The sequence below is a fragment of the Paenibacillus sp. GM2 genome, assembly GCF_900069005.2.
In the GTDB taxonomy this organism is placed as follows: Bacteria; Bacillota; Bacilli; order Paenibacillales; family Paenibacillaceae; genus Fontibacillus.
Map to the genome: position 1 here is coordinate 586,072 of NZ_LN831278.1, position 14,187 is coordinate 600,258.

11 protein-coding genes, 1 pseudogene and 1 riboswitch are annotated in these 14,187 nt (G+C 49.6%); of the genes and pseudogenes, 9 read left to right on the forward strand and 3 right to left on the reverse strand.

Going from position 1 to position 14,187, the window contains the following annotated elements:
- Positions 1-183 precede the first annotated feature (183 nt).
- Both BN1360_RS09205 and BN1360_RS09210 read left to right on the forward strand, forming a co-directional pair.
- Complete coding sequence (locus BN1360_RS09205; RefSeq protein ID WP_068779683.1) at positions 184-3,312, forward strand: DEAD/DEAH box helicase; 3,129 nt, start codon at positions 184-186, stop codon at positions 3,310-3,312.
- A gap of 14 nt (positions 3,313-3,326) precedes the next feature.
- Positions 3,327-4,115 (forward strand): hypothetical protein, encoded by a 789-nt coding sequence (locus tag BN1360_RS09210; protein WP_068779584.1) that lies wholly within the window; start codon positions 3,327-3,329, stop codon positions 4,113-4,115.
- A 108-nt stretch (positions 4,116-4,223) separates the two neighbouring features.
- On the opposite strand, the pseudogene BN1360_RS09215 reads toward BN1360_RS09210, so the two are convergent.
- A pseudogene (locus tag BN1360_RS09215) lies at positions 4,224-4,961 on the reverse strand (GTP pyrophosphokinase).
- 392 nt (positions 4,962-5,353) lie between these two features.
- Here BN1360_RS09215 and BN1360_RS09220 point away from each other — a divergent pair.
- From BN1360_RS09220 to BN1360_RS09235, 4 genes are all read left to right on the forward strand, one after another.
- Positions 5,354-6,154 (forward strand): zinc ribbon domain-containing protein, encoded by an 801-nt coding sequence (locus BN1360_RS09220; protein WP_068779585.1) that lies wholly within the window; start codon positions 5,354-5,356, stop codon positions 6,152-6,154.
- Positions 6,155-6,365: 211 nt separating this feature from the next.
- Positions 6,366-6,674, forward strand: coding sequence for a hypothetical protein (locus BN1360_RS09225; protein ID WP_068779586.1), 309 nt, complete (start codon positions 6,366-6,368; stop codon positions 6,672-6,674).
- A 231-nt stretch (positions 6,675-6,905) separates the two neighbouring features.
- Positions 6,906-7,006: riboswitch (purine riboswitch) on the forward strand.
- 195 nt (positions 7,007-7,201) lie between these two features.
- Complete coding sequence (locus BN1360_RS09230) at positions 7,202-7,771, forward strand: xanthine phosphoribosyltransferase (RefSeq protein WP_068779587.1); 570 nt, start codon at positions 7,202-7,204, stop codon at positions 7,769-7,771.
- Positions 7,772-7,908: 137 nt separating this feature from the next.
- On the forward strand, positions 7,909-9,258 hold the full coding sequence (locus tag BN1360_RS09235; protein WP_068779588.1) for a nucleobase:cation symporter-2 family protein: 1,350 nt from the start codon (positions 7,909-7,911) through the stop codon (positions 9,256-9,258).
- A 50-nt stretch (positions 9,259-9,308) separates the two neighbouring features.
- On the opposite strand, the gene BN1360_RS09240 is transcribed toward BN1360_RS09235, so the two are convergent.
- Together BN1360_RS09240 and BN1360_RS09245 are read right to left on the reverse strand one after the other, a co-directional pair.
- Positions 9,309-9,647, reverse strand: coding sequence for a DUF4870 domain-containing protein (locus tag BN1360_RS09240; protein ID WP_068779589.1), 339 nt, complete (start codon positions 9,645-9,647; stop codon positions 9,309-9,311).
- Between the two features lie 148 nt (positions 9,648-9,795).
- Entirely contained in the window at positions 9,796-10,980 is a 1,185-nt protein-coding gene (locus tag BN1360_RS09245; RefSeq protein ID WP_068779590.1) for an MGDG synthase family glycosyltransferase, read from the reverse strand.
- A 553-nt stretch (positions 10,981-11,533) separates the two neighbouring features.
- Between BN1360_RS09245 and BN1360_RS09250 the strand changes: the two genes are divergently transcribed.
- The 3 genes from BN1360_RS09250 (at position 11,534) to coxB (ending at position 14,095) form a co-directional block, all read left to right on the forward strand.
- Positions 11,534-11,722: a hypothetical protein gene (locus BN1360_RS09250; protein WP_068779591.1), complete on the forward strand. Its 189-nt coding sequence runs from the start codon at positions 11,534-11,536 to the stop codon at positions 11,720-11,722.
- A gap of 187 nt (positions 11,723-11,909) precedes the next feature.
- Complete coding sequence (gene map, locus BN1360_RS09255) at positions 11,910-12,659, forward strand: type I methionyl aminopeptidase (protein WP_068779592.1); 750 nt, start codon at positions 11,910-11,912, stop codon at positions 12,657-12,659.
- 380 nt (positions 12,660-13,039) lie between these two features.
- Entirely contained in the window at positions 13,040-14,095 is a 1,056-nt protein-coding gene (gene coxB, locus BN1360_RS09260) for a cytochrome c oxidase subunit II (protein ID WP_068779593.1), read from the forward strand.
- Positions 14,096-14,187: the final 92 nt, after the last annotated feature.

Sequence of the window (14,187 nt, forward strand, 5' to 3'; positions counted from 1 at the left end):
ATCCATCCAAAGCATTTTGTAAATAACGCGCATTGGAAGCCTAAGCTTCGAGGGCTGAGAGTCTGAATTTTAACACGCACAAAATGGATTTATAAGTTTGAATCAAGTTTATATTAGCCTGTTTTTCGTATAAGATAGTAAGGATGGGGAATGTTTGGTACTAAGAAATGGCGGGAGATCAGCATGAATCAACGTCTTTTTGGAATATGGCTTGGTGAGGTTATGTTCTGTTTCTCCGGGGAGATCTCGGAGGCCAGAGTAGATGCCTGGACAGCCGCTATACGACGGCTCACGCTGGAGCCGGGGATCCGGCCGTTTCAGCAAGCCGCCCTGCGGCTGGCGGAGGTAAGATATCCGGTAGCCTCAGCCGTGCAGGCTAGACCTGGTGCTACAGAACGCAAAGGATTGATCGGGAGGACCCTGGAAGGCCTGGCCCTCTCGGTTCAAGATACATGGGAAATGCTGTTGAATTGGGATGGGGCAGCATTGGCCGGTCAGCAGGTTCAAGCCGGCGGTGAAATGGATTATTGGAGTAAATCGGCCCTGTTCGCGCTTGATTTGATGCTGCGCGGCAGAATAGCTCCCGGAATCAGGCTGGGAACGGCGAGCGGTCGAAGGCGTACGGGCCAGGTGTCTGCTCAGTCGGTTTGGGTACCGTCTCTTACCGCACAGGAGGATGAAGCTCGCTTTCGTCAACTGGCCGAAGCGATGCCGCCGATTTGTCTGGCTGCGGTGCAGCTCGGGTCAGCGCAGGAGGAAGGTTCTATTCTAAATCGGCGAATGACCCTGCTGTACTCTTTTTTGACAGCGATGATTGATTATGAAGTACGTAGAAGCAATGAACAGCTCGGACGGAGCTTGCATCCGGCGCGGGCTCGATATAGGAGAGGTTATTCTCCTATGACGGAGTTATGGTGGAATGAACTGCTGGGCAGCGGCACCCCCTCCAATCTGCAAGGCCCAGTGGCGGAAATAGGACAAATGATTAAGGAGATTACGGATACAGGGGGAGTGCCTCCGCGTGATCAGGATCAGAATCCGGGGGGCAAAGGTTCGGGTTCATTCCGCTTGTGTCTGCGCATTGAACCTGAGGAATCCAGTGAGGAAAAGCTCGCCTTAGACGGGGGCAAGAGCCCGATGTGGAAGCTGTCATTTTGGGCCGAAGGCGTGGAGGACCCAAGGGTGCTTCTGCCCGCGGGACTAATATGGAGTTACCCCGAACGGGATATGGAGATTCTGGAACGGGAATATCGGAATGTCCAGCAAAACTTGCTGCTGCGGTTAAGCAAAGCGGCCCATATTGATGCTGTGATCAGGGAAGCGATGGGCGGTCCTCATCCCGAATCCGTAATTTTGCATCCGCAGCAGCTGTATACTTTTTTGAGCAAATCAGTATCCTTGCTGCGCAAGCAAGGGGTCACCGTGCAAATGCCTACACGCTGGACGAAGGAAGGTAGACGTCGTGTTGGTGTCCGGCTGAAAGTTGAAGGATGGTCGGAAGGCAGTGGGGGTGCTCAGCCTGAAGCGTCAAAGCTTGGCATCGATAAGTTAGTCCAATTCGAAGCGGAGGCCTCTTTGAACGAGAGTCCTTTAACCTATTCGGAATTGGCAGAGCTGGCCTCCTCGAAGTCATCGCTCGTTCTGTTCCGCGGGGAATGGATCGAGATCGACGTGAAGGAGATCAAACAGGTGCTTAAGTTTATGAAACGTCGGGAAACAGGGGAGATGACTTTTCGCGAACTGATGCATCTTTCGGCGGATGACGGTTATGAACTTGACGGTATTCCCGTTGATGCGATAGAAGCGGAAGGGATGCTGTCCTTGCTGTTGAATGGCGATGGCGCACTTCTGTCGAAGCCAGCGGATGTGCCTGTTCCGTCCTCTTTGAACGGGACGCTTCGCCCTTATCAGGAGAGGGGCTTTCGCTGGCTTGCCTCGATGCGCCAACTAGGATTCGGGGCACTGCTAGCCGATGATATGGGACTCGGCAAGACAATCCAGGTTATCTCCGTGCTGCTGGAGGGGCTTGATCCATCGGCAGGACCAAGCCTGATTGTCTGCCCTACGTCATTACTGGGCAACTGGCAGCGTGAATTTGCCAGATTCGCTCCGCAAATGCGTGTATATGTGCATCATGGAAGCCATCGGCTGCATGGGGAGAAGTTCCTGGCGGCGTGCCGGGGCCATGATATTGTGCTCACGACATATCAATTGACCGGCAGGGATGCTAAAGAGATGAGGGAGGTATCCTGGAGCTCGATCGTGCTGGATGAAGCCCAATATATTAAAAATTTCGGTACGAAGCAGGCTCAGAGCGTCATGAAGCTCGATTCAGGGCATAAGATCGCCATGACGGGGACTCCGGTGGAGAATCGGCTGAGTGAGCTGTGGTCGATCTTCCAGTTCCTAAACCCGGGATATCTCGGTTCAAATGCCTCGTTCCGTTCTCGCTTCACAAGCAATGGAGAGCGGCAAAATGCCGAACTGGGCAAACTTCGGAAGCTGATAGCCCCTTTCCTGCTGCGTCGCCTCAAGAGCGACCCGGACATCCGCAAGGATCTGCCAGAGAAGATCGAGCTGAAATCGTATTGCAGTCTGACTGTGGAACAGGCCAGATTATATCAAGCGGTCACCGATGGCTTGCTGGAGCGAATCTCCGGCAGCGAGGGGATCGCCCGGAAGGGGATTGTACTCTCATCTTTGACACAGCTGAAGCAGATTTGCGATCACCCGCATCTGGCCGGGGCCCGCATCAAGGGAGCAATGACCCGCGCGGAACGGTCCGGGAAGCTGGATCGACTGTTCGAACTGCTTGATCTTATTCTGGACAATAAAGAATCGGCCCTGATTTTCACGCAATATGTACAAATGGGAGATTTGCTGCAGGAGCAGCTACTGGCGAGATACGGAGAAAAGCCGTTTTTTCTGCACGGTAGCGTTGCCAAGCAGGATCGCGATCAGATGGTGCATGATTTTCAGGAAGGGCAGGGCTCCTCGTTGTTTGTGCTCTCGCTGAAGGCGGGCGGAGTTGGCCTCAATCTAACGCGGGCGAATCATGTTATCCACTATGATCGCTGGTGGAATCCTGCTGTCGAGAATCAGGCGACGGATCGTGTATTCCGCATTGGCCAGCAGAAGAATGTAGAGGTTCATAAGCTGATATGCCAAGGGACGCTGGAGGAGCGGATCGATGAGCTGATCGAGCGAAAGAAAGCCCTCTCGGAGCAGGTTGTAGGTTCCGGCGAGCATTGGTTGACGGAAATGTCGAATGAGGAGCTGCAAAATCTGATCGCCCTGCAGGGCTGGTCTTAATGGGGGAACCCGTGATGAAGAAAAGTGTAGCGAGCATTAGAGATGAAAATATAGAATTTCAGTGGACGGCTGCAGGCTTTCGAATGACATTTCTATTCCAAGAGCCCGAACCGCACCACTGGGTCGTCCAGCTGCCTCGGGAGCCGATTGAAGAGGCCAGCGGCCGGCTGATTGAGCATTTGAAGCGGGATTCCCTTCAGCTTGCTGCTCTTGGCGAGCATGGGGGCGAGGCCATCTCCGATCTGCTGCGTATGCCTTATGCGGAGGAGAGGGAACCTCAACGTCCACTGAGCGCAATGGTGAGCCAGTCTGATTGCCCTTGCGGGCAAATCGGCTGCAATCATATTCAAGAGGCCTTGAAGACTGCAGAAGGCTCCTGGAGGGCTGCCTCGGCGATAGATAGGTTAGCTTGGCTCGGCTGGACGGCAGAGTCCTTATTGGATGCTGTACTGGACTGCTGGTCGAGCAGTTTGGGCGGAAAGGATGCGGAGGCCGAGCTGAAGCGCTTTGCTGCCCGTCTGGATACACCTGCGTATCGAAGCAAGGAAGGCGAAGCGAATCTTGCAGAATGGCTGGCAGAGATGGCTCATAACGGCCATCTGCATCAGCCCGGACCTGAGCTTCATGATGTAGAGGTCAGCTTGACCCCGCTGCGGTTGGCCTCGCAGGCTACCGTGGTACAGCCCTGGATAAAGCTTCTTCCCGGCGTTCCAGGTGTCGCGGAGGGCTTATCGCTTGTGATAGAGCAAGCGAGCAGGAATGCGGAGCGGCTTGCCAAGCCTCTCCGGGCCAGCAAGTCTTAAAGATTGGCCTAGTCACAGGAATCTCGGAACGCCAAACAGCTGCAGGGAGCGCTTATGCCCCTTGCAGCTGTTTTTATTGATGTCAAGCTAACGAAACGGATTTTGCAGCTAAGTCAGCAGTTTAGGGGGATTCGAATGCTCCGGATCGGAGCTGGAGCTGCCCATGATTTCCTTGCGCAGCCCGCACATTTTCTTGTCCAGGGCATCGGCGGCTTTGGCCGCCTCGGTAAGCTCTTATACAACATGATAAGGAACCTGCTTCTCATACTTGTAGTAGAGAATATGCTCCATGCTGGCCCAGAAATCCATAGCGAGCGTTCGCATCTGAATCTCGACCTTCATCCAGCGCTGTCCCTCCAGGAGAGTAAGCGGCACAGCCACGATCAGATGCAAGCTCTGATAGCCATTGGGTTTAGGGTGCTCAATATAGTCCTTAATCTCCAGAATCGAGAGGTCTTCCCTTTGCTTGAGATGCTCCAGCAGACTGTAAATATCCTGAACGAAGGAGAAGACGATACGCATTCCGGCGATATCGTGAATTTTGTTCACCATGTTGTCGACTGTAATATCGTATCCTTTGCGCTGCAGCTTGCCCATAATGCTCTTCGGTTCTTTAATTCGCGTTTTTATATGCTCGATCGGGCTGTATCCGTTCTCGATTTTCCATTCGGTCTGAATAAGCTTGATCTTATTCTTCAATTCATCCAGTGCAAGCTGATAAAGTATAGGGAGCTTCTTCCATTCCTCGAATTTACGCAGATCATCTTCATCGATTTCCCAATACAATTCCTTCAGGTTAAATTTCTGCAGGACACTTTGATTATCTTTACTGTTAGGCTTGTTCAGGGTAATCTACTCCTATATTTTTAAATTCTCTTGCCTCTTCCGTTCTTTCTTAAGTACATATTCAAAATGGTCGATTTTCAACACCAGGGCTTATGTTTCCAACATGCGTTCCTAGTAAACGGTTCAGTTGAATAAAGCCAGGGCATGAGAAGCGGGCTTTTTGAATAACCTTCATAAGTCAGGCTTATCTATAATATATCGATCGTATTGTCTTGGTGCCGGATCATAACACAGGTAATATAGACTTACTTTTATTGTAACTTGAATAACTTGTCAAAATCAAAACAAGACTTAGGTACAGTTTTCACCGCGGAGAAAAATCTGTTATGATGTTTTCATAATTAATGGGCAGCTTAGTGCTTCAGAAAGTAGTGTAGGGAGGTAATGGAATTATGAATTTCTTCAGAAAAATAAAGGATAGTGCTGGGAAGATGTCCGATCGGGCACAAAATGTTGTAGAGATCGGACGTTTGAATACACAAATTTCAAATATTGAACGTGAAATGGGACTGTATTATCAAAAAATGGGTGAGGTTTTCTACGAAGGATATCGTATCAAGGATATGTCAGAGGCTGAGAAAGAGATGCTGGAACTGGCTAAAACCTGCGATCTGTTGGTAGAAGAGCGGGACGAAATTCGTCTGAAGATCGCCGAGCTGAAGAATGAGCGGCTATGCGGAGCCTGCAGCAAGAGCATCGCTCAGGATGCGCTGTTCTGTCCTTATTGCGGGAGCAAGCTGGAGAAGAGCAGCGGTCAGATTGCGGATCGCAATCCAGGCGGGCTGAAGGATCTTCAAGCGGAGGAGAGCGCGGTTTCCGATGAGACGATGGTCTATAAGCCGCAGATACTTGAGGATTTGCCTTTGAAATCGGTTCTTGAGCAGGATGAGGACAGCGATGAGCTCGATGAGCGCCGCAAGCAGCAGCTAGAGCGCGAACGGGAGCGCCAGGAAGAACTGGATCGCCGGATTCGTACCTGGAAGGAGAACGTTGGTAAGCCGGATGATAGTAACTCGTATGCCGATAAGAGCTATAGAGACCTGCCCAATCCGGACAGATCAGCTTCCGCAGAAATTGATGCGAGAAAATCCGAATCCGATCCGGAGGGGCAAACGGTAAAGTGCCAAATATGTTCCTCGGTGCTGGTCAAAGGAACGAAGTGGTGTCCGCATTGCGGTTCGGAGCAACTATAGCAAGGGAACGAAGAATGTCACTAAGTTGTAATAAATAATGCCTTACTAGTAGGTGAATCTCACGTAGTAAGTAGTAAGGCAACGGTTTTTCCTTTGGGCACGGAATGGTCGGGAAACCCTGGCCATGCCTCGTGCCTTTTTCTATGAGTGAATGGCGCCCGATGGACAGGGGAATGCTGAAAAACAAGAGTACATTAGGGAGATGAGTTTCATGGAATGTATTGTTCATTTTGACGTACATCACAAGGATGGTATTAAGCCTCTGAGAGGATTGATTTTCCTTCAGGAAGACAGAAAGATTCCGACGGAGAGAGATCTGCTGCAGATGTTTGAAGATATGGGATATAAGCTTAAAATGGATGACCGCGATAAAATGATATTTGTTTCCACCGAGTCAGGCAGCGATTATGACTGGATTCGGGTGCGTGAGCTGGATACAGGAGAGAAGACCTATAAAGAGGACGGCGAGCTTAGAAGTGTGCTCAGTAATCTGATGCCGCAAGATTTCAGACCTATTTAAGGCTTTAAGTTCAAAAAGTCCATTTATGATCAGAAAAACAGGATTGAGGCCGGATTCAAGGCTGAGCGAGCGTGATGCATAAGGCTGGTTTCGCCCCGGGTATTGTTGCAGGATCAGAATTGAAAATCGAAGTGAAAATTGCAGCAATTTGAAAAAAATTCATTAAAGGCACGAAATACCTCTTTATTTCCTCGCATAGTTTGCGTTATACTTCAAACATTGTGTATAATGTCGTTTTTTCATAGATTTTCTCGTATAAGTGCAGGGATCGGCCTGCATGTCTCTACCTGATCACCGGAAATGATCGGACTACGGGAGAAGGCTCTATACCGGATTTTGTCTGAGGGCAAGGCTCAGACAAGGTTCTCTTCGGTGTCAGGGCGTTTTCTTCGTGGGTTCATTTTCCTGTTGGGGAGTGAGCTCTCTTTTTGTTTTTTGATATAGAATTTATTGGCAAATGGCAATCCGGCTTGGCTAACAAATTCTACATCGCAAGTTATCTAACACTTATAAGGGGGATAAGTTCTATGAATTTGCTAAAAGAGAAAGTGATGACCGAAGGAATCGTATTAAGTGATCAGGTGCTGAAGGTAGACTCCTTCTTGAACCACCAGATGGACCCGGTGCTGATGAGAGAGGTGGGCGCTGAATTTGCCCGCTTATATGCGGGGGAGAAGATTACAAAGGTGCTTACGATCGAATCCTCAGGTATTGCTCCGGCCATTATGACGGCGCTGGAACTGGATGTTCCGATGATCTTCGCCCGCAAGCATAAATCGTTGACCCTTAGAGACGATATTTTGGTGGAAAAAGTATATTCCTTCACGAAGCGTGAGACGAATGAGATCACGGTATCTAAGAAATTTCTGAACAAGGATGACCGCGTGCTTATTATCGACGATTTCCTGGCTAACGGCGAGGCTGCTTTCGGCTTGGCGCGTGTGGTTGAACAGGCGGGAGCCAGCGTGGTTGGCATCGGTATTGTTATTGAGAAGTCATTCCAGCCAGGGGCTAGATTGCTTGAGGAAGCGGGATATCGCGTGGATTCGTTAGTGCGTATCGCTTCGCTTGAGAACGGGACGGTAGCCTTCGTCTAAGGATAAGTCTGGCTGTCTGATAAGAAGCAGCCATCATATAAACCTATAAATATAAATGAGGCGTTCAATGGATTTGGTTTTCAGCACCAAATGAACTGCCTCTATAAGTTGAGCCTGGGGAGGAACTAGTAAAAATCATGGAACACCACGAACGCATTTTTCAAAGAAACAGACATCCTTTCAAGACGTTTTCTTTGGGGATTCAGCATGTATTGGCTATGTATGCCGGAGCGGTTCTCGTACCGTTGATTGTAGGCGGAGCGCTGGAATTTAGTCATGAGCAATTAACTTACCTGATTTGTATTGATCTGTTGGCTTGCGGTGTAGCGACATTGCTGCAGGTATGGGGTAATCGCTTTTTTGGCATCGGATTGCCGGTCATGCTCGGCTGTGCTTTCCAGGCGGTGTCGCCGATGATCGCAATCGGGCAGAGCGATGGCTTGGGCGTATCAGCAATCTATGGGGCGATTATTGCCTCCGGCCTATTCATTTTTCTGTTTTCCGGCTTATTCGGCAAGCTGATTGCGTTCTTCCCTCCGGTCGTGACCGGTTCGGTGGTGACCATTATCGGGGTCACCTTGATACCGGTTGCACTTACCGACCTGGGCGGAGGAGATGCGGCAAGTCCGGATTTCGGCAGTCCGCTTAACCTGGCCCTCGGGTTCGGAGTATTTATTTTTATTATTCTGCTGAATCGATTTACAACAGGGTTCCTGCGTTCCATCTCTGTATTGGTCGGCTTGATTGCCGGTACTATTATCGCCGGATGGTTTGGTGCGGTCGATTATGCACCGCTTAAAGAGGCGAGCTGGTTCCATATGGTACAGCCTTTCTATTTTGGACGTCCAACCTTCCACGTCTCGGCGATATTAACCATGATCCTGGTATCGATCGTCAGTGTTGCTGAATCGACAGGCGTGTTCATGGCATTGGGCAAAATCGTGGATAAGGACATCAAGTCCGAGGATCTGACCAAGGGCTACCGCGCAGAAGGCTTGGCGATCATGCTGGGGGGTATATTTAATTCCTTCCCATATACCACCTATTCGCAGAACGTTGGCCTGATCCAGATGAGCCGGGTTAAGACGCGTGATGTCATCGTGGTAGCCGGAGGCCTGCTGATTCTGCTCGGCTTCGTGCCGAAGATCGCAGCCCTAACTCAGCTTGTACCGAGTTCGGTACTGGGTGGAGCGATGATCGCCTTGTTTGGCATGGTGCTCTCCTCGGGCATCCGCATGCTGGGGGATCAGGTCGATCTGAACCGGCATGAGAACTTGCTGATCATCGCGTGTTCCGTAGGCATGGGCCTTGGTGTCAGCGTGGTGCCAGGTCTTTTCGAGAGTCTTCCCGCTTGGCTGCGTATTCTGGTTGACAACGGTATTGTCGCTGGTAGTGTGACAGCCATAATTATGAACCTGCTCTTTAATGGCCTGAACGGGCATAAACATAAGGCAGCGTCTAGCCAGACGGAAGCAGAGACGAACTAGCTACAGGCTTAACTGCCTCATCCATATGGTTATGAAAGAACAGGCGGTTTCTACATCCGGTTCAGCTGGCGCTCTGCGAGCTCACCGATCCAAGGGAGCTTAAGCCATTTTCCTTGCAGGGCAGTGAACATCAGGATGATCCACAGAAAGACGCCGAGCAATGTCAGAAGCAAGTTAACGACAAGCCCGATAAATGGGATAAATCCGGTTACGGCATGGGCAATCATGATTCCTGCGAAGAGCATAACCGATTGCAGCGCGTGGAAGAGAACAAATCTGCTTCTGCGCTCGATAACGAGAAATACAACGCCGCCGACAAAAGCGAATAAATAGCAGAGAAACCCGGCTATGTTCTCGTACAGTCCGGTAGATGATTTGAACGGGGACATAGAAAAGCACCTTCCTTCCCAAGAGCTAGCAGGGAAGTTAGGCGCTGATCGTAAAATGCTTCGCTGTCATTTCCCGACCTGACTGTCCCTGTCTCAATAAAATGTATGACGAGCCTGGGGTGGACAGAACCTTGATTCGGACGGGCGATTACAAAATGACAGAGTATTCCTCCTGGCGGATGGTGATATCGTGCCAGAAATTTAATATATCGTCTACGATGAGCTCCGCGGCCTTTGGCTTGCGGAGCTCATCTATTTTGCGGCGGACAAGGGACAGCTGATTCTCATCATGCAGCAGAGAGAGAATCTCTGCGGTGAGTTGTCTGTGGCTGTTCGTGATGCGCGCTATCCCTTTCTCCTGGAGATACTTGGCGTTGTTAAGCTCCTGACCGGGCACCGGGCGATACAGAAACATCGGCAGGCGGCATTCCATGGCTTCGGCTAGCGTCAGCCCCCCGGGCTTGGTTACGATGCAATCGCTGGCTCTCATCAATGTGGCGACATGAGTGACATAGCCGTATAAGTATAAATCCGGATGACTGCCCATAGCCGCTCTAAGCCCATTATACAAGCCCGTATTGCGGCCGCATACCACGATGACCTGAATGTTCTCTTCTCGAAGGAGCCGTTCGCAGATGTTAAGAATATCCTGCATTACCCCGTAAGCGCCGGCCATAAGCAGAACGGTCCTTTTGCCGGAATAGAGGTAGCCTGTATCTTTCATGGCGTGGCCGGTGTCGAATATATCCTGAAGCGCGGAATGCTGCATGCCCTCAGAGAAGCTGGAACGGATCGGGATGCCCGTTACCTGGATATGCTCAGCGGGAATGCCGCGCGATTCGATTTGCCGCTTCAGATCGTCCGTAGCTACGTAGTAACGATCGACATCGGGATGAATCCAGCGGCCGTGCAGATCAAAATCGGTAATAATATTAATTAGTGGAATAGATTTCCCGGTCTTCTTGAGCAGTCTGGGCATAGTAAGCTGAGGGAAGGTATGGATAACGATGTCAGGCTCAAATTGCTCGATAATCTGGTGCAGCTTGCGGATTCCCAAGGAATGGAGCAAGGAATGGAGCGGGTCTCCGGGCTGTAATTCTTTGGTAGAGTTATACAGCCAGCCATATACAGAGGACAATGACTTATAGCTGTGCATATAGACGAATTTGGTGACCTCATTTAACAAGGGGTGGGACTTGGCCATCAGATCCAGCAGGATGACTTCACTGATCCCCTTGGCCTGCAAGCAGGCCTCAATGGCTTGAGAGGCGCGATAATGCCCGTCGCCATAGCTGGCAAAGAGAATGATGATTTTAGGCATTCTTGAGCTCATGGGTTATTTTCCTCCGATCCAAGATTGGCATGTTAATAGAGGTAGTTGTGGTGAAAATGGCCTTTTTTTTGGAACACGTATTAATAATATGCCGGGCCTGAATATATTTTAACAAGGGACTTACATTATATTAACCTACAATTGTAAAATAAATGAATGATCCACAAAAAAGAGGTTCCTCTAGCTTTATTTAGTGGGGCGGTTGAAAATGTGAGCCTTGGCTGCGCTGGATTTCGAGCTATAACCGAAATTTTTGAACTTACGCTAAAAATAGGTATTAGGAAGAAAGCTGAAACATGAAGCTGAATATGTTACAATAGAATAGATAGGAGGTTTTTTCCAAATCATTGCACCGCGTTGATGCTGACGTATACTGCAAGACGCTTTTTCCACTGTTCTTGATCTGACGAGAATCTCATTGGGGCACACTAATTACAGTGTCTTACGCAAAGGTGGGAGCAAAGAATCTTTATAACTTCATGATTTTACAACCGTGCTTTTAGAGTTCTCATGATCGGGGCATTTATTTCAAGCGTTCTGGGAGGGAATTAGTATGGCTACAAAAGGTCATAATGAAGTGAAGGAAAGCTTGCGGGAGATGACCCGGATATTCAAGCCGAAGGATCCGAAGAAGTTCGTGAAGGAATATGTCAGGAAGTACCGGATAATGGGGGGCTATGAGGAAGAACTAACTCTTATTGTTGAGAATGAGTTGGATAAATTGGATTCGTCGGTTTCCTGATACTACATATCAGGAAGGCTATCACGTGTTTAATCAGGAACTCCTGAATATAATCGTCCTGGCGGATAATAGCCGGGACGTTTTTTTCTTCTGTTCCGAAACATATAAATACAATAACAAGTGTAGAGCCTTGAGCTTCTATACAAATACTCCATTATTTTATTGGGCAGAAAGGAAGTGCCTTGACGTGAAGGTAGGCTTGAAATCGAAGGAGGACATTGCAAGGATCAAGGAAGCGGGAGAGATTCTGGCTGATTGTCATAAAAGAATTTCTGAAATCATTGCTCCCGGAATTACAACATTGGAGATCGATGCTTTTGTGGAGGAATATTTGGCCGATAGGGGGGCTACTCCGGAGCAGAAGGGCTATCGGGGATTCCCGTTTGCCACCTGTGCGTCGGTCAATGAAGTGGTATGCCACGGCTTTCCTACCAACAAGGAGCTGCGCGAAGGCGATATCGTGACGATCGACCTGGTCGTGAACAAGAAGGGGTGGCTGGCTGATTCAGCCTGGACCTACCCGGTTGGCAAAATTAGCGGCGAGGCCAAGCGGCTGATGGAAGTGACTGAGCAGGCTCTCTATGCCGGCATTGCCCAGGCCGTGCCGGGGAACCGTATCGGAGATATCGGCCATGCGGTGGGACGCTGTGCGGAAGAAGCAAATATGGGGATAGTGAAGGCGCTGATCGGCCATGGGATTGGACGGAAAATGCATGAAGCGCCGGACGTGCCGAACTTTGGACGTGCGCATAGCGGCATGATCATTAAGCCGGGGATGGTATTCACAATTGAACCGATCTTTACGCTTGGAGATACAGGAGCGGTGCTGTGGGACAATGACGGCTGGACGATCCGATCAGCGGATGGAACCCTGGGTGCGCATTTCGAGCATACTTTGGCAGTTCTGGAAGATGGACCGGTCATTTTAACAAAATAAATTTGGCGAAAAGAGAGCTCAGCTCTCTTTTTTGATACAATGTTCAAATAATGTTAAACGAAATGTCAAAAATGACAGAATTGCGTCAAACGCTGGGATGGAGCGCGAATAAGGATAAAACGAACGGGCCTTTAGGGCCTGTTTTTTGGTTTGCAAACGTTGACAAACATTGATACAATGCACTTTTTCGGATATTTGAACATTTTGTGAACTGTCTGCGATTCATTGACAAAAGATGGGTTCGATCATATATTTAATAGGTGATTGTTATAATTGACAAGAGTGCATCTATTGTGCTAAAAGTCGTGTCTTGTTACTGGAAATGCAACATCTTTGTACTCGTACATATCGGGAGAAAACGTAAAGTGGGGTAGATCAAAATGATGAAACCTGGAAAGGCTTTTAAACGGCTTGTCCCCCTGTTCCTCGGCATTTCGCTCCTGCTCTCCGCATGCGGACGTGAGGATTTATCTGCGCTTAGACCGCAGGGGCCTGTGGCAGAAGGACAATTCGGACTGATCAAGCTGGCGATTTCCATCATGATCGGGGTGATGATCGTCGTATTCGGAATAGCTGCCTATGTTCTGATCCGATTCCGTCGCAAGCCAGGACAGAATGAAGTACCTAAACAGGTAGAAGGGAGCTTTAAGCTGGAGGTTCTGTGGACCGCCATCCCTTTGCTGCTTGTATTGATTCTGGCGGTACCTACGGTTCAAAAGGTATTTGCCTTTGGTGAAGATTATTCCAAGGATAAAAATGCGGTTAAGGTTAATGTGACATCGCATCTCTTTTGGTGGGAATTCTCTTATCCGGATTATGGCGTAACGACGGCACAGGATCTGATCATTCCGACAGGCAAGAAGATTGCCTTGCAGCTGCGCACGGCGGATGTGCTGCATTCCTTCTGGGTCCCGTCTCTGGCGGGCAAGACGGATACCAATACGGACGGAACGGTTAACAAGGCCTGGTTGGAAGCTTCTAAGGAAGGCGTATATCTCGGAAAATGCGCCGAACTATGCGGTCCGTCCCACGCTTTTATGGAGTTCAAGGTGAAGGCGGTTAGCGAGGATTCGTTCAAAAATTGGATCGAAGCGATGAAAGCTCCTGCTGTGCTGCCGGAGGACCCGGCAATTGCAGAAGTGTTCAAGAGTCAATGCTTGACCTGTCATGCGGTTGGCGATCAAGGAGGGCCGGCGGCACCGAACTTGACGGGTATCGGCAGCAGGGAGAGCGTGGCTAGCATATTGCTGAATGAAGGGGCCTCAGGCAAACCGGGGGATCGCAAACCGGTCAAGGATAATTTGGTCGAATGGCTGGAGGATCCGCAAGCTGTGAAGCCAGGCAATAAAATGCCGGCGCCTAAAGATTTAGGGCTGACGGATGATCAGATCGAAGCGATCGCCCAGTACCTAGCTGACTATAAATTATCTTACTGATCCGATGCCACTTCTGGCATGAACGGCAATTCTAAGGCAAAGGAACTTAAAGGGGGTACAAACCTTGGCTCACGCTCATACTGTTAAGCGGC

What these genes read in the sequence shown, in the direction of transcription:
- BN1360_RS09250 (WP_068779591.1), top strand. Translation starts at nt 11,534, where the DNA reads ATGGCTACAAAAGGTCATAATGAAGTGAAGGAAAGCTTGCGGGAGATG.
- BN1360_RS09230 (WP_068779587.1), top strand. Translation starts at nt 7,202, where the DNA reads ATGAATTTGCTAAAAGAGAAAGTGATGACCGAAGGAATCGTATTAAGT.
- BN1360_RS09210 (WP_068779584.1), top strand. Translation starts at nt 3,327, where the DNA reads ATGAAGAAAAGTGTAGCGAGCATTAGAGATGAAAATATAGAATTTCAG.
- BN1360_RS09225 (WP_068779586.1), top strand. Translation starts at nt 6,366, where the DNA reads ATGGAATGTATTGTTCATTTTGACGTACATCACAAGGATGGTATTAAG.
- BN1360_RS09245 (WP_068779590.1), bottom strand. Translation starts at nt 10,980, where the DNA reads ATGAGCTCAAGAATGCCTAAAATCATCATTCTCTTTGCCAGCTATGGC.
- coxB (WP_068779593.1), top strand. Translation starts at nt 13,040, where the DNA reads ATGATGAAACCTGGAAAGGCTTTTAAACGGCTTGTCCCCCTGTTCCTC.
- BN1360_RS09205 (WP_068779683.1), top strand. Translation starts at nt 184, where the DNA reads ATGAATCAACGTCTTTTTGGAATATGGCTTGGTGAGGTTATGTTCTGT.
- BN1360_RS09220 (WP_068779585.1), top strand. Translation starts at nt 5,354, where the DNA reads ATGAATTTCTTCAGAAAAATAAAGGATAGTGCTGGGAAGATGTCCGAT.
- BN1360_RS09240 (WP_068779589.1), bottom strand. Translation starts at nt 9,647, where the DNA reads ATGTCCCCGTTCAAATCATCTACCGGACTGTACGAGAACATAGCCGGG.
- BN1360_RS09235 (WP_068779588.1), top strand. Translation starts at nt 7,909, where the DNA reads ATGGAACACCACGAACGCATTTTTCAAAGAAACAGACATCCTTTCAAG.